This window comes from Thioclava sp. JM3 (genome assembly GCF_002213185.1).
GTDB lineage: Bacteria > Pseudomonadota > Alphaproteobacteria > Rhodobacterales > Rhodobacteraceae > Thioclava > Thioclava nitratireducens.
Genome location: NZ_NBOB01000006.1, coordinates 290,680 through 311,901 on the forward strand (window position 1 = coordinate 290,680; position 21,222 = coordinate 311,901).

Sequence of the window (21,222 nt, forward strand, 5' to 3'; positions counted from 1 at the left end):
GCCTTCATGAGGTATGCAATGACGAGCTTGCGTGACGCTGCGATGAAATCCAAGGCCTGGCCCTTCGAGGAAGCCCGCCGGGTGCTCAAGCGTTACGAGAAACGCGATCCGGAGAAGGGCTACGTCCTGTTCGAGACGGGCTACGGGCCGTCGGGGTTGCCGCATATCGGCACGTTCGGGGAGGTTGCGCGCACGACGATGATCCGTCGCGCTTTCGAGGTGATCTCGGATATCCCGACGAAGCTTCTGTGCTTCTCGGACGATATGGACGGGATGCGCAAGGTGCCCAGCAACGTGCCCAATCAGGACATGCTGCGCCAGCACGAGCAGAAGCCGCTGACCTCGGTGCCCGATCCGTTCGGCGATTTCGACAGCTTCGGCAACCACAACAACGCGATGCTGCGCCGTTTCCTCGACACGTTCGGCTTCGAGTACGAATTCGCGAGCGCGACCGACTACTACAAGTCGGGCCGGTTCGACGAGATGTTGATGAAATCGGCCCACGAATACGATCAGATCATGGAAATCATGCTGAAGTCGCTTCGCGAAGAGCGTCAGCAGACCTATTCGTGCTTCCTGCCGATCCATCCCGAGACGGGCCGCGTGCTGTATGTTCCGATGAAGGAAGTCAACGCGCGCGACGGCACCGTGACCTTCGACGACGAGGAAGGGCGGGAATGGACGCTGCCGGTCACCGGTGGCAATGTGAAGCTGCAGTGGAAACCCGATTTCGGGATGCGTTGGGCCGCGCTCGGCGTCGATTTCGAGATGTATGGCAAGGATCACTCGACCAACACGCCGATCTATGACGGTATCTGCCGCGTCCTCGGCGGGCGTGCGCCGGAGCATTTCACCTATGAGCTGTTCCTCGACGCGAATGGCGAGAAAATCTCGAAGTCGAAGGGCAACGGCCTTTCGATCGACGAGTGGCTGACCTATGCCGCGACGGAGTCCTTGAGCTACTTCATGTATCTCAAGCCGAAGACCGCGAAGCGGATGCATTTCGACGTGATCCCGAAAGCGGTGGACGAATATCACCAGCAGCTGCGGGCCTATCCCGATCAGCCGATCGAGCAGCAGGTGAACAACCCGGTCTGGCACATCCATGGCGGCAATCCGCCCGAGAGCCGGATGGTGGTGCCTTTCGCGATGTTGCTCAATCTTGCGAGCGTCGCAGGCGCGACCGAGAAGGAAGGGCTGTGGGGTTTCATCAAGCGCTATGCGCCCGAGGCGAGCCCGGAAGGCAATCCGGACCTCGATCAGGCGGCAGGCTTCGCGCTGAAGTATTTCGAGGACTTCGTGAAACCCACGCTGGTCTTCCGCGCGCCCTCCGAGCAAGAGCGGGCGGCGCTGGAAGATCTGGCCAAGGCGCTGAAATCGGAAGAGGCGGCGCTCGATCAGATCGCGCGCAAGAACGCGGCGGCAGGCAACGACGAGCCGCTGCCGGAGGCCGATTTCCACAGTGATGAGTTCCTGCAATCGGTCGTCTTCGCGGTCGGCAAGAACCACGAATTCGCCAACCTTCGCGATTGGTTCAAGGCGCTCTACGAGGTACTCCTAGGTCAGAGCCAAGGTCCCCGCTTCGGCGGGTTCATCGCGCTTTACGGTGTCGATGAGACCGTCGCGCTGATCGAGCGGGCGCTGGCGGGCGAACTGGTCGCCTAGGCTTTCCAGAGTTCGAACCAAGCCCCCCAGCGGTCGCAGAGCGGCTCGGGGGGCTCGGCGAATATTTTGGCGCCGAGAGTGAAGGCTTCGGCCTCGAGCCGGGCAGATTCGGTGCGTATCAATGCAAGCAACGCCTCGGCCCTTTCGGGATCGAGATGCTCGGGCACCCTCATCTCGAGCACATGCAGGTCGTGATGATCTCCGATCAACTCGCCCAGAGTGTCGAGCGCGTCTTCGCGTGGGTGCAGCATCTCGGGCCAGATTGGGGCGAGCAGGCGGGTGTGATACCAGTGCTGCTTCACCCGCGTCCGCCAATGGTGGAGGTCTGCGCCAGCGTGTGATTTCTGGGCGGTTTTCAGACGCTTGCGGCAATCTTTCAAGGTCTCGTGCAATCCGGTCTCATAGGCGGGCCAGCCCTTTGCGCTGACCTCCCAATCCTTTGCGCGTTTGCGGATTTCCGTGACGCGTTTGACGAATGTCGAAATATCGCCTTCCTTCGGGGGCGGGGTTGCGGGGAGTGCTTCGAGCATGGTGCGGGCCGCCGAGGCGCCATCAAGATCGGGCCCTTCGCGCCCCAGCCGGATCAACGAGGCGCGCATCACCTCGTCGTCTCGCAGGCCGGATATGCCGCGGGCAGCCTCGGACAAGGCCTCGTTTTCCTTGTGAAAATCGGCGAAGTGCGGCGCGAGAAGACGGATCAGGCCGCGGGTCTTCTTGATCGCCTTGCGCAGGGCGTGAACCGAAGGATCGGGTTTCCCAGCCAGTTTGATGGCCGTCCCAAGCTCGCTGCGCGCGATGCGGCGAAGGGCTTTCGTTGGGGTCTTGTCGTCGGGGGATATGGCGTAGACCATCTGCGCTCCTCTCGGCTGCACTCCCGATGTGGCGCGAGGATATGACAGGCGCATGACGCTGTCATCTGCGAAGCGGGAGAGGCGGCGCGGCGCGCGGAGGTATCAGGTCTTCTTTAATCTTTCCTTCTAGCTCTTTTCGGGCCGAAGCGCGGGCGCTTTCGGCGGGTTCCAAGGCGCATGGAGCGATGCGCGGGGCGCGCGCGGGTGGAAAATGGACAAGAGGATTGCAGATGAACGTCGCGATTACCGAAGGGCTGGTGCTGAGCCTGCCCGCATTCGCCGAAGGGCTGGATCAATGGTCGAGTGAAGATGGCACGCCGGGCTCCACGACCTATGAGAGCTCGGGCAATGCCGTGCTGGTTCCGGCGGATGCGGATTTCGGCGGTTGTCTGGAAATGCTCAAGATGCAGACGGTGCAGAAACTGCGCTACATGGGCGACACGCCGATCCTGCCGGGCGCCTATCTGCGCATCCGGGCGCGGGTGAAGGCGGTGAGCGGCAACCTGCCTGAGGTGAGGATTGCAGGCTATGCGGTGACGGGATCGGGTAGCCACGTGAGCGGCGTGGTCGAGGTGGGGCCGACGATGGCGCTGCAAAGCTATGGTGAGGTGGTCGAGGTTTCTGCGATCGTGGGCACCGGCTCGCGCGACGGTGTCGATATGTCGTGGGGGCTGGATGCGATTTACGGGCATTTCGGGCTGGACCTGACGGGCGCGACTGGCGGGGTCGTGCGCATCGACGATATCGAGATCGAGGATGTGACCGAGGCCTTCCTGCGCGAGCTGATGGGCTGGGTCGATGTTAAGGATTACGGCGCGGTCGGGGATGGCGTCACGGACAACGTCGCGGCCTTCAATGCGGCCGATCAGGCGCCGAACGGGCGCAAGGTTCTCGTCTCGGAGGGGAATTATTATCTGGGCAGCTCGATCTCGATCTCGTCGCCGGTAGAGTTCGTGGGCACTCTGGTAATGCCGGTGGCGGCGAAGCTGGCGCTGATGTCGTCTTTCGACTTCCCGACCTATGCGGCGGCGTTCGGCGATGAGCTGGCTGGGTTCAAGAAGGCGCTGCAGGCGCTGTTCGGATATACCGATCATAACGTGCTGGACCTGAAAGGGCGTCGCGTCGAGGTGACCGAACCGATCCGCATCGAGGAGATCGCGCCGGACCTGTCGAGCTTTTCGAACCGTCGGGTTCTGCAGAATGGGCAGATCAACGTGATCGCGGGATCTGGTTGGTACGATGATGTGGTGACGTCGCAGGCGACCTATTCGGTGAGCCAGTCGATGCAGCTGAGCTCGGTCGCCAATATCGCCAATATTCCCGTTGGCGCGCGGATCACCGGCACCGGCGTCGGGCGCGAAGTCTATGTGAGGTCGAAGAATAACGGCGCGCAGACGCTGTATCTCTCGCAGCCGCTTTATGGCGGATCTGGGACGCGGACCTATACCTTCACACGTCACCAATATGTGCTGGATTTCTCCGGGATGGAGAAGCTCGACCGGTTCAACATCGCCAATGTGGAATTCCTCTGCAACGGCGCGGCGAGCTGCATCATGCTGGCGCCCGACGGGCAGATGTTCCAGATCCGCGACAGCTATGTGGTGCGACCCAAGGATCGCGCGATCACCTCAATCGGGCGCGGGTGCCAGGACCTGCTGATCGATGGCTGTCAGTTCCTGTCGGACGAGATGCTAGTGCCCGCGCAGGATCGCAAGTCGATGGTGCTGAACGTCAACGCAAATGACAGCAAGATCCGCGACTCACGCTTCGTGCGCTTCGGAACGAGTTTCGTGCTGAATGGCTCTGGGCATCTGATCGTCGGTAATCACTGGTTTCAGGGTGACGAGGAAACCAGCGGCGTGCGCGTTGCGGGGCTCGTTTTCACGCAGACCAATGTGCAATCGGCGGTGACCGGAAATTACATCGATAACTCGGTCATCGAATGGACGAATGAACACGATGCCGAGCCGGATTTCGCGAGCGAGTACAGCTTTGGCGGGCTGACCGTGACGGGCAATACCTGCGTGTGCATCAACGTCGCGCCTTGGTTCACGTGGCTCTCGATAAAGCCCTATGGGCCGGGGCATTTCATCCAAGGGCTGAGCGTGACGAACAACGTGTTCAAGTCGCTCAACGGCAGTGTCGACCGGATCGAGAAAATCGATAGGAGCTTTGCCGATATCGACCGCTCGCGGGTGCGCAATGTGGTGTTCGAGGGGAATATGTTCAACGGGATCAAAGAGATATCGCAGAACCCGGTGATGGTCGAGGTGAACCAGTCGGCTGCGCAAACGGTCTGGACGGCGGATGCGAGCGAGTACCTGCCCTTCGCGGGCTGGGCGCGCAATGTTCAAGGCCTGATCGCCGAGGGGATGGTGCGAGATAGCTCGGGCGCGCGGATCGACGCAATGCCCTATGTCGCGGTGGAGCAGGGCGCGGCCAAGAACCAGATCACGGTGAACTGGCCGGAGGCGGCGAAGGGCCGGCTGCAAGTCACGCTGCGGATGGATAACCCGATCTGACGGGGTGCTTGGGCTGTGCCGATCCGGGCCGGGGCGGACGGATTGGCGATGCGGCGCGTGGGATGAAAGTCTTGCGCGCCGTTTTCATGTCAGGTCCACAGGCATCAGGCGAAAAGCGCGGCCGAAGCCGCCATTGAGGCTGGCCGAGGTCGGGCGGAGATCGAAGAAAAAGAAATCGGGCAGGTCGATATAAAGCTTCGATTTCGGATGATCGGCGAGCCAGCGGTCGCGCATCGTCGGGAAGGCGGGGTTGTCGCGTTCGACGGCATGGGCTTCGACCTGCAGCGAGAGGCGCGGATGGGTGAGCGGATCGCCTTTCGGGCCGGGCTCTCCCAACAGCAGACCCGCGCGGCGATCCCGCAGAAGGGCTGTCGTATGCGCCGCGAGGCTGGATACGAAGATTAACAGTTCCCCCTGAGGGCCGGGCCCGAGGGCGACGCGGGTCACGACCGGCGCGCCCGTATCCGGGTCGAGCGTGCCGAGCGCCCCGAACCGGGCCTCGCGGATCAGGCGTTGCGCCAAGGCGCGGGCCTCGTCATCCGTCGGGCGAATTGGGTCGGTCGTTGGAGTTGGTTGCGGCATGGGCGACTCCTCGCGGACGTCCTAATGCTAGGACTCAGCCACGCCGTCCGCAATCGACGTCGTCGGCTTTAGGATGACGTAACGACAGATTGCGTACCGAATCACCCCGTGGTGCCATGTTCCCTCTTCTTGGTTGCCGCCCGCTTTTAACCATGAGGTCGATTTTCAGATGCGGGCTCCGCGCGCATGAAACGCTACAGGCAAGCGCTTGATTAAGCGTGACTATTTTCTGCCTCATTTCCGTGCATTTACAGCGTTAGCGCAATCGGTGTCAAAAAGTTTACAAAAAAATTCAGCGTATAAAGGGGGTTACATGAATCTTAACCTTTGAGTTACAGTGGCGCGGGGTAGAGGGCCTGCACCATGACGCGGGCGACATGCGGACACGCCGTGCCGCAAGGCGAAATTGCTGGGAGGAAACTCATGACTGCGCAAGACAAGGTGACTCAGGTTCCAGAGGTCAAAGAGGTCCCGCCGGGCTTCGAGAACGCCCATGCCGACGCTGCGAAATATCGCGAGATGTACAAGGAATCGATCACCGACCCGGAGAAGTTCTGGGGCCGCGAGGGCAAGCGCCTCGACTGGATCACGCCGTATACCAAGGTGAAGAACACCGATTTCACCTTCGGCCATGTCGATATCAAGTGGTTCGAGGACGGCGTGTTGAACGCCAGCGTGAACTGCATCGACCGCCACCTTGCGACGCGCGGCGACCAGACCGCGATCATCTTCGAGCCTGACGATCCGGAAACCCCGGCGCAGCACATCACCTACAAGGAGCTTTCCGAGAAGGTGAACCGCTTCGCCAATGTGCTTTCGAGCCAGGGCGTGATGCGCGGCGACCGCGTCGTGATCTACCTGCCGATGATCCCCGAAGCGGCTTACGCGATGCTCGCCTGCGCGCGCATCGGCGCGATCCACTCGATCGTCTTCGCGGGCTTCTCGCCCGACGCGCTGGCGAACCGCATCAATGACTCGGGCGCGAAAGTCGTGATCACCGCCGACACCGCGCCGCGCGGCGGTCGCCGCACGCCGCTCAAGGCCAATGCCGACGCCGCGCTGCTGCACTGCTCGGACAAGGTGCGCTGCCTCGTGGTGAAGCATACCGGCGACCAGACCACCTGGATCGACGGGCGCGATGTCGACGTAAAGGCGATGATGGAGAACGTCTCGCCCGATTGTCCGGCGCGTCCGATGAACGCGGAAGATCCGCTTTTCATCCTCTACACCTCGGGCTCGACCGGCAAGCCGAAGGGCGTCGTGCACACGACCGGCGGCTACATGGTCTATGCCGCGATGACGCATCAATACACGTTCGACTATCACGACGGCGACGTATTCTGGTGCACCGCGGATGTCGGCTGGGTCACCGGTCACAGCTACATTGTCTACGGGCCGCTCGCGAATGGTGCGACGACCGTCATGTTCGAAGGCGTGCCGACCTATCCGGACGCGGGCCGTTTCTGGGCCGTGTGCGAGAAACACAAGGTCAACCAGTTCTACACCGCGCCCACCGCGATCCGCTCGCTGATGGGGCAGGGGCCGGAATGGGTCGAGAAATACGATCTGTCCGCGCTCAAGGTGCTGGGCTCGGTCGGCGAACCGATCAACCCCGAGGCCTGGGCCTGGTACGACAAGTATGTCGGAAAGGGCAAATGCCCGATCGTCGACACGTTCTGGCAGACCGAGACCGGCGGTCACATGCTGACCCCGCTTCCGGGCGCGACGCCCACCAAGCCCGGCTCGGCGACCCGTCCGTTCTTCGGCGTGAAGCCGGTCGTGCTCGACCCGCAGACTGCGGTGAAGCAGGACGAGACCGAGACCGAAGGCGTGCTCTGCATCTCGGACAGCTGGCCGGGCCAGATGCGCACCATCTGGGGCGATCACGAGCGCTTCCAGGAAACCTATTTCAGCCAGTACAAGGGTTATTACTTCACCGGTGACGGCTGCCGCCGCGACAGCGACGGTTACTACTGGATCACCGGCCGCGTAGACGACGTGATCAACGTCTCGGGCCACCGCATGGGCACGGCGGAAGTCGAGTCCGCGCTGGTCGCGCACCAGGCCGTGGCCGAGGCTGCCGTGGTGGGCTACCCGCACGAGCTGAAAGGGCAGGGCATCTACGCCTATGTCACGCTGATGAACGATGTCGAACCTTCCGACGAGCTGCGCAAGGAGCTCGAGAAGTGGGTCCGCACCGAGATCGGCCCGATCGCGAAACCGGACATCATCCAATGGGCGCCGGGCCTGCCGAAGACCCGTTCGGGCAAGATCATGCGCCGCATCCTGCGCAAGATCGCCGAGAACGATTTCGGCAGCCTGGGTGACACCTCGACGCTGGCCGACCCGTCGGTCGTCGATGAGTTGATCGAAAATCGCGGGAACAAGTGATGGCCGACAGCACGACCATGACGCGGACCAAGCCTGCGGTTCTGATCCTTCTCGGCCCGCCGGGCGCGGGCAAGGGCACGCAGGCGCGGATGCTCGAAGAGAGGTTCGGTCTCGTGCAGCTCTCGACGGGCGATCTTCTGCGGGCCGCGGTGTCGCAGGGCACCGAGGCGGGCCTCGCCGCGAAAGCGGTGATGGAGGAGGGCGGTCTCGTCTCGGACGAGATCGTTCTGGCGATCCTGCAAGATCGCATGGCGGAACCGGACGTTGCTAAAGGGGTGATCCTCGACGGGTTCCCGCGCACCGCCGGGCAGGCTGCGGCGCTCGACAGGCTTCTGGAGGAGAACGGCCAGTCGGTGACCGCGGCGATCAGCCTGGAGGTCGACGACGAGGCGATGATCGCCCGCGTCGCCGGCCGCTACACCTGCGCCAAATGCGGCGAGGGGTATCACGACGAGTTCAAACAGCCCGCGGTCGCGGGCGTTTGCGACAAATGCGGCGGCACGGAATTCAAGCGCCGGGCCGACGACAATGCCGAGACGGCGCGCGCCAGGTTGGAGGCCTATCACGCGCAAACGGCACCGCTGATCGCCCATTACAAGGCGCTCGGTGTTCTCGAGGAAATCGACGCGATGGGCTCCATCGACGAGATCGCCTCGGGCCTTGGGTCGATCGTAGAGCGCGTCTCGGCCTGATTTTTGGGGAGGGGCGGGCCCATGAGGGGCCCGTCTGGAGAGAAACTAAAGGGAGTTAGTCTCATGGCGGACAAATCCTCGTCCAACGCCTATTGGAAGGCGAATATCCGGACCATCCAGATCTCTCTGGTGATCTGGTTCATCGTGTCCTTCGGCTTCGGCATCCTGCTGCGCCCTATGCTGGCAGGCATCAAGATCGGCGGCACTGATCTCGGCTTCTGGTTCGCCCAGCAAGGCTCGATCCTCGTGTTCCTGGTGCTCATCTTCACCTATGCGTGGCGGATGAACAAACTGGACCGCGAGCACGGCGTCGAAGAGTAATCTCAGGGAGGAGAGAGGGATATGGATCAGTTTACCCTCAACCTGCTGGTGGTTGGCGCGACGTTCGTGCTCTACATCGGCATCGCGATCTGGGCCCGTGCGGGTTCCACGTCGGAATTCTACGCCGCCGGTCGCGGCGTTCACCCGGTCGTCAACGGCATGGCTACGGGCGCTGACTGGATGTCGGCCGCGTCGTTCATCTCGATGGCGGGCATCATCGCCTTTGGCGGCTACGACACCTCGGCCTACCTGATGGGCTGGACTGGCGGCTACGTGCTGCTGGCCATGCTGCTTGCGCCTTACCTGCGCAAGTTCGGCAAGTTCACCGTGCCGGAATTCATCGGCGACCGTTTCTACTCGCAAACCGCGCGCACCGTGGCCGTGGTCTGCCTTATCGTGGCGTCGATCACCTACGTTATCGGTCAGATGACCGGCGTGGGCGTCGCGTTCTCGCGCTTCCTCGAAGTCGACAACACCACCGGCCTCTTCATCGGCGCGGCGATCGTGTTCCTCTACGCAGTTCTGGGCGGCATGAAGGGCATCACCTACACGCAGGTGGCTCAGTACGTCGTGCTGATCATCGCCTACACGATCCCGGCGATCTTCATCTCGCTGCAGCTGACCGGCAACCCGATCCCGGGCCTGGGCCTGTTCTCGAACGACGTGAACACCGGCGAGCCGATCCTGTCGACGCTGAACGGTCTGGTCTCCGATCTGGGCTTCGCGTCCTATACCGGCCAGCACGACACGATGCTCAACATGTTCCTGTTCACCATGACGCTGATGGTCGGCACCGCCGGTCTGCCCCACGTCATCGTGCGCTTCTTCACCGTTCCGAAGGTCGCCGACGCGCGCTCCTCGGCGGGTTGGGCGCTGGTGTTCATCGCGCTGCTCTATCTCACCGCTCCGGCTGTGGGTGCGATGGCGCGTCTGAACCTGATCTCGACCTTCTACCCCAATGGCGTGAACGAGCCGGCGGTGGAGATGACCGCGATCGAGAACGATCAGAACCTGTCGTGGGTGCGCAACTGGGCCGCGACCGGTCTTCTGTCCTTCGACGACAAGAACGGCGACGGTCGCATCGAGTACAATGCGGGCGACACCAACGAACTGACCGTGAACCGCGACATCATCACCCTCGCCAACCCCGAGATCGCCAACCTGCCGGGTTGGGTGATCGCGCTGGTGGCGGCCGGTGGTCTGGCTGCGGCTCTGTCGACCGCTGCGGGCCTTCTGATGGCGATCTCGTCGGCGGTCTCGCATGACCTGATCAAGTCGCAGATCAACCCGGGCATCTCGGAAAAAGGCGAGCTTCTGGCCGCCCGTATCTCGATGGCCGTTGCGATCGCGATCGCGACCTATCTGGGTCTGAACCCGCCCGGCTTCGCGGCGCAGACGGTGGCTCTGGCCTTCGGTCTGGCGGCGTCGTCGATCTTCCCGGCACTGATGATGGGCATCTTCACGAAGCGCATCAACAACACCGGTGCCGTCGCGGGCATGCTGACCGGCCTGATCACCACGCTGGTCTACATCTTCCTGCACAAGGGCTGGTTCTTCATCCCGGACACCAACATGTTCTCGGATGCGAACCCGATGATCCTCTCGATCAAGTCGACGTCCTTCGGCGTGATCGGTGCGGTCCTGAACTTCATCGTCGCCTACTTCGTCTCGAACGCGACGAAAGAGACCCCGGAAGACATCCAGGAGCTCGTCGAGTCGATCCGCGTGCCGAAAGGCGCCGGTGCGGCAGTCGACCACTGAGACAGCGGCGCGGGACGGGGGAGCCCTCGTCCCGCCCCTCGAAAATCCGGCAGGCGCCCCGGGGGGGCGCCGCCACTTCCCGAAGGAAAAGATCATGGCCGCCGATCTGACCCCGATCCTCGCATTTCTCGAAGGCGTCCACCCTTACGACAATCTGCCGCGCAACGAGCTGGAGCGTGTCGCCAGTTCCTTCCGTCGCAAGGAATTGCCCGCCGGGCAGACCGTCTATTCCTATCGCGAGCCGCTCAAGGGCATCTATCTGATCAAGCGCGGATCGGTCGAAGTGACCGACCAGAACGGGGCACTGGTCTCGATCCTCGGTGCGCGCAACACATTCGGTGAGCGCGGTCTGATGCGCGACGGGCTCGCCGCAACCACCGCGCGCACGACCGCCGAGACCGTGCTGCTGGAACTGCCAGTCGACGAATTCCGGGAGCTGTCGCAGAACACTCCCGCCTTCGCGCGGTTCTTCAACCGGGTGCGCGGCGGCGAGAGCCGCACCAACTCCATCGCGACGATGAAGATCGCTGATCTGCTGGCGCAGGAGCCGATGGGCTGCGCGCCGGAGACCACCGTGACCGAGGCCGCGCGGCAGATGCGCGACGCACATATCTCCTCTCTGGGCGTAACCGATGCGAATGGCGCGCTGGTTGGGATCGTCACCGTGCGCGACCTGTCGAACAAGGTTCTGGCCGAGGGGCGCGCACCCGACACGCCGGTAGGCGAGGTGATGACGCCCGATCCGGTGACGCTGACGCCCGACGGGCTGGGCACCGACCTTCTGCATGTCATGCTGGAAAAGCGCGTCGGGCACCTGCCGATTACCGATCGCGGGCGCTTCGTGGGCATGATCACCCAGACCGATCTGACCCGCTTTCAGGCCGTGAGTTCGGCCGTGCTGATCCGCGATGTGGCGGGCGCCGAAACGGTGGCCGAAATGGCCGCCGTCACCGCGCGCATCCCGCAGCTTCTGGTGCAGCTCGTGGGCGGGCATCACGCCCATGAGGTCATCACGCGGCTGATCACCGATATCGCCGATGCAGTCACGCGCCGGCTGCTGAAGATGGCCGAAGAGACGCTGGGGCCGCCGCCTGTGCCCTATCTCTGGATGGCCTGCGGCTCGCAGGGCCGACAGGAGCAGACCGGCGTCTCCGATCAGGACAACTGCCTGATCCTCGACGATGCCGTGACCGAGGCTGATATGGAGTATTTCCGCCAGTTCGCGAAGATCGTCTCGGATGGTCTGGACGCCTGCGGTTACGTCTATTGCCCGGGCGACATGATGGCGACGAACCCGCGCTGGTGTCAGCCGGTCCGGGTCTGGCGGGACTATTTCAACGGCTGGATCGCCAAGCCGAACCCCGAGGCGCAGATGCTGGCCTCGGTGATGTTCGACCTGCGCGCGATCGGCGGCAACGGGGCGACGCTGTTCCAGCAGTTGCAGGAAGAAACCTTGGCGAAGGCGGCGAAGAACTCGATCTTCGTGGCGCATATGATCGCCAACAGCCTCAAGCATCACCCGCCGCTGGGCCTGATCCGGGGCTTTGCCACGATCCGCTCGGGCGAGCATCGCAATCATATCGACATGAAGCATAACGGCGTGGTGCCAGTGACCGATCTGGCGCGCATCTACGCGCTGCAGGGCCGCCTGCCGGAGGTGAACACCCGCGCGCGCCTGATCGAGGCGGAACATGCCGGCGTGCTGAGCCATTCCGGTGCGCGCGATCTGGTCGAGGCCTATGACCTGATCGCATCGATGCGGCTCGAGAACCAGGCGCATCTCGCGCGCTCGGGGCGCAAGCCCGACAATTATCTTGCACCCTCGGACCTGTCCGATTTCGAACGCTCGCATCTGCGCGATGCCTTCGTGGTGGTGCGCACCATGCAATCGGCCGCCGGTCACGGCAAAGGCGCGATGAGCTGAGGAGAGCTTATGACGAACGATTTCATCTCGACCATCGCCGCGGGCCTGCTGGCCGCCCTCGTGGTCTTTCTGCTGTCGCATCTGAGCAAGCGGATCCGCGGCGAGAAGCTGCCGAAATGGGTGATGCCGGCAGCAATTGGCGCGGCGCTGATCGGCTATACGATCTGGAGCGAATATTCGTGGTTTCCCGAAATGCGCTCCGAGATGCCCGACACGGTCGTCGTGCTGCAGAAGATCGACGAAAGCGTGCCGTGGCGGCCCTGGACCTACCTTGTGCCGATGGTCACGCGTTTCATGGCGGTTGATGGAGGCAAGGTGGAACATCCTGTCGCGGGCAAGCCGGAACTGGTCGAGACCGATCTGCTGCTGATCGGACGCTGGCAGAATTTACAGACGGTGCCGACGGTCTATGACTGCAAGACCGACAGCCGCGCCGATCTGGTGAACGGAGCCACGCTGTCGAAAGACGGAGAGCTTTCGGGCGGCGGTTGGCTGAAGCTCACGCCCGACGACCCGGGGCTGAAAGCGGTATGCGCAGGAGGATGAGACCATGCCGGGGGGGAGGAAACATCGCGTCCTGATCGTGGAGGACGAGGACAATATCGCGATCGCGCTCGACTACCTGATGAGTCGCGAGGGCTACGAGCATGACCGGATCGACACCGGGCGCGGCGCGCTGGAGAAGATCCGCGAGACCCGCCCCGATCTGGTCCTTCTCGACGTGATGCTGCCCGAAGTGTCGGGCTACGAGATCTGTGAAGGCGTGCGCGCCGACAAGGGCCTCGGCGATGTGAAAATCCTGATGATGACCGCGCGCGGCTCCGCGATGGAGCGCCGCAAGGGGCTCGCGCTCGGAGCTGACGGGTTCATCGCCAAACCCTTCGAACTGCGCGAATTGCGCGAGGAGGTCCACCGCATTCTCGACGGGGAGACGGCCTGATGGATCTCACCCGGCTCTCCCTGCGCACCCGGGTGTTCCTGTTCTTCGCCGCGCTCGCGCTCGGCAATCTCGCGGCGCTGGTGGCGGGGTTGTGGTTCGGCTTCACCCGGCTTGGCGATCCCGATTTGCTGAACGCTATGGTGATCGGCGGCACGGTCGCGGGCTTCGCGATCCTTGGGCTGATCGCCTGGATCTGGTTTCTGTTCGACGAGAACGTGGCCAAACCGATCGAGCGGCTCTCGGGGATGCTGCGCGCCCGCACCACCGCCGAGATCGAGGGCGAGATGGATGTCGATATCGCGCGCCATCTGGGCGATCTGGCTCCCGCGGCGGCCTCCGTCACGCGTCATCTGTCGGAGACCCGCAACGCCCTGACCGAAGCCGTTCAGCGCGAGACGACGCGGCTCGCGCAGGAGAAGGAGCGGCTCGAGGCGCTCCTGTCGGATGTGCCGGTGGGCGTTTTGCTCTGCACCGCCGATCATCAGCTGGCCTTCTATAACGGGCAGGCGGTGGAGCTCTTGGGCTCGGCCCATGCGCCGGGGCTCGATCGGCGCGTTTTCGATTACCTCAACCAGCCGCCCATCGCCCATGCCTATGAGCGTCTTCTGGCGACGGAAGACCCCGATGCGGCCTCGGATCTGCTGTGTTCGACCAAGGCGGAGGGGCGCGTGCTCGCCGCCCGGATGCGGCTGCTGTCGGAGGGTGAGGATCACTACGTCTCGAAGCGCCCGGGCTACGTGCTGACGCTGCGCGACGTCTCGGGCGACATGGCCGCTCATGCGCAGCGCGAGCAGTTGATGGATGAGCTGTTCGACCGCATCCGCCGCCCGGCCGCCGCGCTGCAATCGCTGATCGGGGTCCTGACCGCCGACGACGGCCCCGCCCCGGGTCCGGAGCGGGACCGGGTTCGCGAGGCCGCCAATTCCGAGGCGCATCACCTCTCCGCCGCGATCCACGAATTTTTCGAGCGCCACGAGGCGAACCGCGCCGATTGGTGGCCGCTCGCGATGATCCGCGCCTCCGATCTGGGGCAGGCGGTGGCCGCGCGGGTAGCCGCCGAAGGGGGAGCGATCCTCCCGGTCACGGCCGCGCTGATGCTGCGCTGCGAGGGGTTCGAGATGGTCGCGCTTCTGGCGGGTCTGGTGCGCCGCCTGACCGACCGGCGCGACTTCCGGCTGGAGATTACCGAGGACGGCCCCGGCGCGCTGATCGCGCTGGAATGGGAAGGCGCTCCGCTCCCGATCGGAGAGCTGGAGCGCTGGCTTGCCGAACCGCTCGACACCGGGCTGGAAGATGTGACCGGGCACCGGGTGCTCACCACCCATGCCGCCGAAATCTGGCCCGAGAAGCTGGGCGTCACGCGTGCGCGCCTGTGTATCCCGCTCCGCGAGGCGCGCCATGTCACCAAACGCCCGAAGCCGGTGCCGCGCGCGGTGGTCTACGATTTCGACCTGCTTGCGCGCGAGCGCGTCGCCGAGATCGCCGACACGCCACTGACCGATCTGACCTATGTCGTGTTCGACACCGAGACGACCGGCCTGCTGCCCACCGAGGGCGATGAGATCGTCCAGATCGCCGCGGTCCGGATCGTCAACGGGCGGCGGATCGATACCGAGGTCTTCGACACGCTCGTCGATCCCAAACGCCCGATTCCGCCCGGCTCGACCGAGGTGCATGGCATCTCGAATGCGATGGTCGAAGGCGCGCCCGACATTGCCAAGGTGGGGCGCGATTTCCATCGTTTCGCCGAAGGCGCGGTGCTGATCGCGCATAACGCGCCCTTCGACATGGAATTCCTGCATCGCAAGGAAGGCGCGATCGGAGAGCGGTTCGATCATCCGATCCTCGACACGGTGCTGCTGTCGGCGGTGGTGTTCGGGCAGTCGGAGAGCCACACGCTCGACGCGCTGACCCACAGGCTTGGCATCACCATCCCCGAGGAGGCACGCCACACCGCGATCGGCGATACGGTCGCGACGGCGGATGCTTTCCTGAAGATGCTGCCGGCGCTGCAGGCGCGGGGGTTGCGGACGTTCGGCGAATTGGTGGCGGAGCTGCGCAAGCACGGGCGGCTGCTCAAGGATCTGAACGGGTAGGGGGCCTAACCCGACCGATAGTTGTCAGCGGAGTGCCTCTGCAGTGCTCAATTGGCTGATCGCACCGGACTGTGTCCGTGGCTTCTAATCGCTGCCGAGCCAATGGGCAGCCGATGATAACGAGAAAGGGCGCGGAATACACCGCGCCCTTTCTGTTCGTCGTCGATGACTTAAGCCCCGTCAGCCTTCGCTGGCGTTGTCCGATTTCCCGAGCGCAGTGCGTGCAACGCCTTCGTTGCCACGGATGGCGCCAGCCTTCTGGATCCGTTGAGCGATCTCGTCGCGCACGACGTCCGGGCAGTCGGGATGATTTGCGATCCGCTTGGCATTCGCCATCGTGGCGGTTTCGCTGAACAGGCGGAAAAACTCTTCCGCTTTGGGGGTACCCGCCAGCTGGGCCAGGACGCTCTCGAGGCTTGCGAAAAGCGCTTTATTCGCGCGGTCATGTTCGCGGTGCTGATCGAGAGCGATCTGCGCCGTGAGGTTTTCCGCCCGCGCTTTCATTTGCCGTTGGCGGTCGGTCATGCGGTTCCAGTCGATGACAGGATGCCGGTTTTTCTGTGCCATGTAGTCTAATCCTTTTCTGGCGGCGTCTGCCCCACGCCTGTCGCGGGGCTTCCTGGCCGCTGATGATGAGGTGGGTTCATCGCGCGGGGCGCGGAAATCGAATTCGCGAACTTTTTCACGTTTTCTCATCAGAGCCCCGATCGACGTCGTCGAACCGGGCGGGCGACAAACGACGCCGAAGCGCATTCAGCGGCAACGAAAGCGATCTGCGCGCTTGAGCGAGACGCTGCCGGGCTTTGTCGGGCAGCGTTTTCGCGATCTCGAGAAGCGCTGCGTCCGCCGCCTTGATCTGGGTGAACTCATCATCGAGTTCGGCGCGTGCTTCTTTGCGTGCGCGTTGCCGGAGAACCGCAAGCGCACGCCCAAATAGGGTCTGCACCGGCGATGTCGTATCGAATTGAGCGTCCTGTCGCGCCGTCTCGTCCGTGGCGGGGACAATGTCCACGCGGCCTTCAGCCACCGCAGCCGCGACTTCGAGCACGGACTGAGCCTCTCGCTGCCGCTGCGTGACGGTACGCTCTTGATCTGCGAGCGCCGATTTTTCGGCAGCGAGGGTTTTCTCGGTCTGCTTCACCGCTTTGTCGCGACTGGCCAGCTCAATCTCCTGGCTCTCGCGCCATTTTCGTGGGCTGACGTGATCGCGATGCTGCGGCAACGCGACCTCGGTTCCAGGATCGGCCGCCCCATTCGCGCGCGCTTCGCGGACTTTCCTGTTGTGCTTAAGGGCGTCCCGCAGGGCTTGCTTGCGACGCTCGCCGCGCTGGAGCCCAATCTCCTCGAACCATTCGCCGACGCTATCTTGCGCCTTCTCGTAGCTCCGGATCAGCGGATGGACTGCCGGCTGCAGCATACGCCGACCATCGGTTGTCACTGCGCGAGGAATGATCACCGCATGGATATGGTATGCTGTTTCGTCGAGATCGGCGCGTGCATGAACGCAGTCATCGCCGAAGTTGTTCAAGAGCCACTGCTTGGCTCGCGTCTCGAATTGCATTTCTCGCGTCGGGCCGCTCTCCCCGAAAAACTCGGTGAGATCTTTGTCGAACCACTCTGTGTTTACCGTCAGAATAATTTCGCGCAGCGGACCGTGCCGGGTTGCGCGCCAAGGGTCGCGCGGCCCCCGGAAAAGCGCATTCTTAAGTTCCGTCTTCCGACGCCGGCGGCGCAGCTGCTCCAGTTCGAGGAGATGGTTCGCATGGCGCATGTCCTGAATCTCGTCCCAGGCATCTTGCGCCCAACTCTCGGAGCCGATGAGGCGTCGGTTGTGTGCCATGAGGCTGCTGTCGCAATGGCCGTGATCGCCCCCACTGCGCATCCGGTGCTTCTCGTAACCGGCAAGATTGCGGGGGTGCATGCCCTGCATGCGCATGACGATTGGGTAGTGGGTTTTAGGTGCTGATGACATAGTCGATCTCCGTGCTTGTGAGATCGAGATGGGTTCATGTCATTCAGCGCAAAAATCGCTGTGAATTTCCCCCGGTATCTACTTAGAGGGTACCTGCGAGGCGGGTGTCGGGACGGCTAGGCGACTGCGGGAGGCTCGGTCACAAAGGGCGGGAAACGGTCATTCGCTGCGAGTGCATCGCCGAGCAGGTAGGCATGCTGAAGCAGACGTACGAATTTCTATTGAAAAGTGACACCGGATGACAACTTAATGTCGCATAAATTGTTTCGAATGCCTTACTTTCAATCGGAACTCTGCGGTAAGCTAATCTCCTGATTAGGTAAGAGTATAGGGCGGCATGGAAATTCTTGAACTAAACGGTCCCGAGAAAGTAGCACGACTTCTGGAGCGCTACATTCAGTCTGCTCACCTAAATTTCCTATTTGGCTCTGGCGCATCGATGCCTGCGATCGACCTTGCTGGCACTGTGGAACAGGAAATCGATCAGCACTTAGCGGCCTCAGAACATGACGAGGCAAACAAAAAAGCTCTGACGTTCATCGAAGAACTGGAGTACCAGCATGGCTTTCTGCCCGCCGGGTACACGGAGGGCGACGATACTGAAATTACGCTCCAGAATTACCTTCATTTTTTAAGTTCTATCGACCGTATTCTCTTTGAGCGCAAAAACATACTTTTACCCCGCCAAGCCAACATCTTCACGACGAATTACGACGAGTTTTTTGAGGTTGCGGCATCGTTAATTCCTTCGTTAGTTTTAAACGACGGCTTTAATCGTCGCATAGGTAACTCAGGCTTTGAGTATGCACCGGAGTTGTTTTTCGACCGCGTTTATAGGTCGGGTACGGTGTATCAGCATCAATCAGAAATACCGTCGGTTAACCTAGTCAAAGTTCATGGATCGATCTCGTGGAAGCGTCAGGACGACGAAAAGATCACGCTTGGTGAGCCGGAAACAGTTCAGTTATCGGGGGTCCAGAAAGACAATCCACAGGACGTTAGGGATGCTCTTGCAAAGAGAGCTGTGATCTTACCCAACATGCGGAAATTCGAGTCTACACTATTGGATCGAGTATATTTTGATCTTCTGCGTCTGTACTCGAACGCTATGGAGATGGAGAACGCTCTACTCTTCGTTTTCGGATTCTCATTTGCTGACGAGCATATCTTAGACATCACCCGAAGAGCGATGCGCAATCCCACTGCAAAGGTTGTGATATTCGCATATAGTCAAAACGGTGCAGCCGACTTTGAGAAAAAATTCTCAGCCCACCGTAATGTTTTGATAATCAAACCTGAGGAAGGGCAGCATATCGGCTTTCCAGAGTTGAACTCTCTCTTCCATACTATCGGTGTTACCCCCGAGGAAATACATGACTGATCCGCGTCTTCAGAAGGAAGCAGTACTGCGGGTTGGCGAGGTAACAGAGGTCACTGGGCGCAAAATCTCGGTTACAGTCGACAAGGACAAAAACCTATCTGAGCTGTTCTTTGATGGTGACTTGATCCGCAACGTCGCAGTGGGCAGCTACATTGACATTAGAAAGGGGTTCTTCAGTCTCATAGGCAAGGTTGATGGTGAGTACGCTCGTCCCGACGCGACCCACCCGGCTGAAGCCAGCAAGGTACCTAACGCAAAGCGATCACTGTCGATTTCTCTTGTAGGCTATGTTGATCGTTCCGGGACGTTCTACGGAGGTACCAAAGAGCTACCTTTGGTCGGCAACGAAGCCTTCTTGCTCACCAGCGAAAAAGTGCACCAAATCCACAACCTAGTATCGAAAGATGCGATACCCCTGAATGTTGCTGTTTCGGATTACGAAGGATTTGAGATCAGCCTACCCGTCGACGGCCTGATGAACAGTCACATCGCGATATTTGGTAACACAGGCAGCGGGAAATCGAACACGGTTGCTCTGTTGTACCAGAGCTTCATCGAAGCTATGCGACAAAGAAATCACGCTTCGTTCGATGAGCGCGTGCGAGTTTTGTTTTTCGACTTCAACGGGGAGTATTCTCGTGAGAACTGTCTGACGCCTGACAAGACAGTCTACAATCTATCCACGAGACATGATGAAGGTGACAAGGTTCCGTTATCTGAAGCAGGGTTTCTCGACTTTGAAACCCTAGCGATACTTTCAGATGCCACAGAGAAAACCCAACGCCCCTTTATCCGAAGAGCTCTTGGCTTGGCCAATAGGATAGGACGAGGTGAAGGTAGTCGGGCTCATCTACAAAACACGTTGCGTATGCAGATCACTCAAATTCTGCAGATGGCTGATAAGGAGCGTGCATTCCTGCTAATTGACTATATGCGCCAGATCTTACCTGAGCGTGAGGAAGGCGGGGTCGAGGTGCCTCTTGAAACCGATTTAGAATGGCACAACACGACGGCCCAGTTCAGATTTAATGGGGATTATCTGCCATCAAATCCTGAGGTAATACCAGAAACTGAGATTTATCAACGCGTTGATTCGTATGATTTTGCAGGAGACATTATTACCGACTTTATCTCCATATGCTACGTACAACTGATTTGGGATGTACTTAGCAATCGTGCCCAAAACGAACACATTGCTCCCGCGATCAACAAGCTGAAAAGCAAGCAAGGCGACATTCGAAAAGTTTTTGATCCACAAAACGTAGGCGATATCTTCGCTAGAAACATCGTTGTGATGAACTTGCATGATGTGAATATCGAGATGAAGAAAACGCTTCCTCTCTTGATCTCAAAGCGTGTCTATCAAGAACAGAAAGATCGTGCAGATACAGACTCCGCGCTGAGTATTGTGATCGATGAGGCTCACAATATTCTGTCTTATGAGTCATCCCGTGAAGCAGAGAGTTGGAAGGATTATCGTCTCGAGACCTTTGAAGAGATCATCAAAGAAGGCAGAAAGTTTGGCGTATTTGTAACAGTCTCGAGCCAGCGTCCCAGTGATATTTCCCAAACGATCACGTCCCAAGCCCACAATTACTTCATTCACAGGCTAATCAATCACCGTGATTTGCAATCCATTGCTACGGCCGTGTCTTACATAGACAAAATTACCGAGGAGTCGATCCCGACCCTGCCGACTGGAACTTGCATATTCAGCGGGATGGCAGGCCAGATGCCAATGAAGCTGGCTATGAGACCTCTACCCGATATGCAGCAGCCTAAGAGCACGACGCGAAAGTTGTCTGACATCGTGCCCTCGGCACAAGCTGATGTCATCGATCCCGATACTTAGGCTCTCGCCTCACCTTGGCAGCCCGGCGATGCTAGGTATGGTTTTGAACGTCTGCTTTTGGGAAAATCGCGGTATGGCAATCGCACAAGCTTGAATGGCAGCGAAGGGCCGTCACCGCCGCGCGGACCTGGCTCACCTCGGCGAGGAGCCTGCCGCGCCGCCGCATGACCGGTTCGAGCCCTCGTCCGTTCATCGGAGCGCACCGAATGATTGCTTTGAGGATCAGCCACGAACTTGCCGAAACCGATCTAGTTTCACGTTGGGACACTGAC

General features: G+C 61.1%; 16 protein-coding genes. 12 read left to right on the forward strand and 4 right to left on the reverse strand.

Annotation, left to right across the window (positions count from 1 at the left end):
• Positions 1-18: 18 nt before the first annotated feature.
• Positions 19-1,665 carry a lysine--tRNA ligase gene (locus B6V73_RS13510; protein ID WP_088719592.1) on the forward strand — a complete coding sequence of 549 codons (1,647 nt, stop codon included), beginning with the start codon at positions 19-21 and terminating at the stop codon, positions 1,663-1,665.
• Here the strand turns inward: B6V73_RS13510 and B6V73_RS13515 are convergent.
• Positions 1,662-2,516, reverse strand: a complete 855-nt coding sequence (locus tag B6V73_RS13515) for a CHAD domain-containing protein (RefSeq protein WP_168174900.1) — start codon at positions 2,514-2,516, stop codon at positions 1,662-1,664. The two genes, B6V73_RS13510 and B6V73_RS13515, sit on opposite strands and share 4 nt — an antisense overlap.
• Positions 2,517-2,746: 230 nt before the next feature.
• Between B6V73_RS13515 and B6V73_RS13520 the strand changes: the two genes are divergently transcribed.
• Complete coding sequence (locus B6V73_RS13520; RefSeq protein ID WP_088725489.1) at positions 2,747-5,038, forward strand: glycosyl hydrolase family 28-related protein; 2,292 nt, start codon at positions 2,747-2,749, stop codon at positions 5,036-5,038.
• A gap of 84 nt (positions 5,039-5,122) precedes the next feature.
• Here the strand turns inward: B6V73_RS13520 and B6V73_RS13525 are convergent, their stop codons facing one another.
• Positions 5,123-5,620: a pyridoxamine 5'-phosphate oxidase family protein gene (locus tag B6V73_RS13525; RefSeq protein ID WP_088725490.1), complete on the reverse strand. Its 498-nt coding sequence runs from the start codon at positions 5,618-5,620 to the stop codon at positions 5,123-5,125.
• A 423-nt stretch (positions 5,621-6,043) separates the two neighbouring features.
• Here B6V73_RS13525 and acs point away from each other — a divergent pair, with 423 nt between their 5' ends.
• From acs to B6V73_RS13565, 8 genes are all read left to right on the forward strand, one after another.
• Positions 6,044-8,011 carry an acetate--CoA ligase gene (gene acs / locus B6V73_RS13530; RefSeq protein ID WP_077701305.1) on the forward strand — a complete coding sequence of 656 codons (1,968 nt, stop codon included), beginning with the start codon at positions 6,044-6,046 and terminating at the stop codon, positions 8,009-8,011.
• Positions 8,011-8,703 (forward strand): adenylate kinase, encoded by a 693-nt coding sequence (locus B6V73_RS13535; protein WP_075774059.1) that lies wholly within the window; start codon positions 8,011-8,013, stop codon positions 8,701-8,703. Before acs ends, B6V73_RS13535 begins: the two co-directional genes overlap by 1 nt.
• 63 nt (positions 8,704-8,766) lie before the next feature.
• Entirely contained in the window at positions 8,767-9,024 is a 258-nt protein-coding gene (locus B6V73_RS13540) for a DUF4212 domain-containing protein (protein ID WP_075774060.1), read from the forward strand.
• Positions 9,025-9,045: 21 nt separating this feature from the next.
• Entirely contained in the window at positions 9,046-10,785 is a 1,740-nt protein-coding gene (locus B6V73_RS13545; RefSeq protein ID WP_075774061.1) for a sodium:solute symporter family protein, read from the forward strand.
• Positions 10,786-10,879: 94 nt separating this feature from the next.
• Positions 10,880-12,709 carry a DUF294 nucleotidyltransferase-like domain-containing protein gene (locus tag B6V73_RS13550; RefSeq protein WP_088725491.1) on the forward strand — a complete coding sequence of 610 codons (1,830 nt, stop codon included), beginning with the start codon at positions 10,880-10,882 and terminating at the stop codon, positions 12,707-12,709.
• 9 nt (positions 12,710-12,718) lie between these two features.
• Entirely contained in the window at positions 12,719-13,255 is a 537-nt protein-coding gene (locus B6V73_RS13555) for a hypothetical protein (RefSeq protein ID WP_088725492.1), read from the forward strand.
• A 4-nt stretch (positions 13,256-13,259) separates the two neighbouring features.
• Positions 13,260-13,649: a response regulator gene (locus B6V73_RS13560; protein ID WP_075774064.1), complete on the forward strand. Its 390-nt coding sequence runs from the start codon at positions 13,260-13,262 to the stop codon at positions 13,647-13,649.
• Complete coding sequence (locus tag B6V73_RS13565) at positions 13,649-15,745, forward strand: exonuclease domain-containing protein (RefSeq protein ID WP_088725493.1); 2,097 nt, start codon at positions 13,649-13,651, stop codon at positions 15,743-15,745. The genes B6V73_RS13560 and B6V73_RS13565 overlap by 1 nt, the downstream gene beginning before the upstream one ends.
• A 180-nt stretch (positions 15,746-15,925) precedes the next feature.
• On the opposite strand, the gene B6V73_RS13570 is transcribed toward B6V73_RS13565, so the two are convergent.
• Entirely contained in the window at positions 15,926-16,312 is a 387-nt protein-coding gene (locus B6V73_RS13570; RefSeq protein ID WP_088725494.1) for a hypothetical protein, read from the reverse strand.
• Positions 16,313-16,427: 115 nt separating this feature from the next.
• Positions 16,428-17,717: a plasmid recombination protein gene (locus tag B6V73_RS13575; RefSeq protein WP_088725495.1), complete on the reverse strand. Its 1,290-nt coding sequence runs from the start codon at positions 17,715-17,717 to the stop codon at positions 16,428-16,430.
• Between the two features lie 337 nt (positions 17,718-18,054).
• On the opposite strand from B6V73_RS13575, the gene B6V73_RS13580 reads away from it, so the two are divergent.
• Together B6V73_RS13580 and B6V73_RS13585 are read left to right on the forward strand one after the other, a co-directional pair.
• The gene (locus B6V73_RS13580; RefSeq protein ID WP_088725496.1) at positions 18,055-19,098 is read left to right on the forward strand and encodes an SIR2 family protein; all 1,044 of its coding nucleotides are present in this window, start codon (positions 18,055-18,057) and stop codon (positions 19,096-19,098) included.
• On the forward strand, positions 19,091-20,950 hold the full coding sequence (locus B6V73_RS13585) for an ATP-binding protein (RefSeq protein WP_088725497.1): 1,860 nt from the start codon (positions 19,091-19,093) through the stop codon (positions 20,948-20,950). Before B6V73_RS13580 ends, B6V73_RS13585 begins: the two co-directional genes overlap by 8 nt.
• Positions 20,951-21,222: the final 272 nt, after the last annotated feature.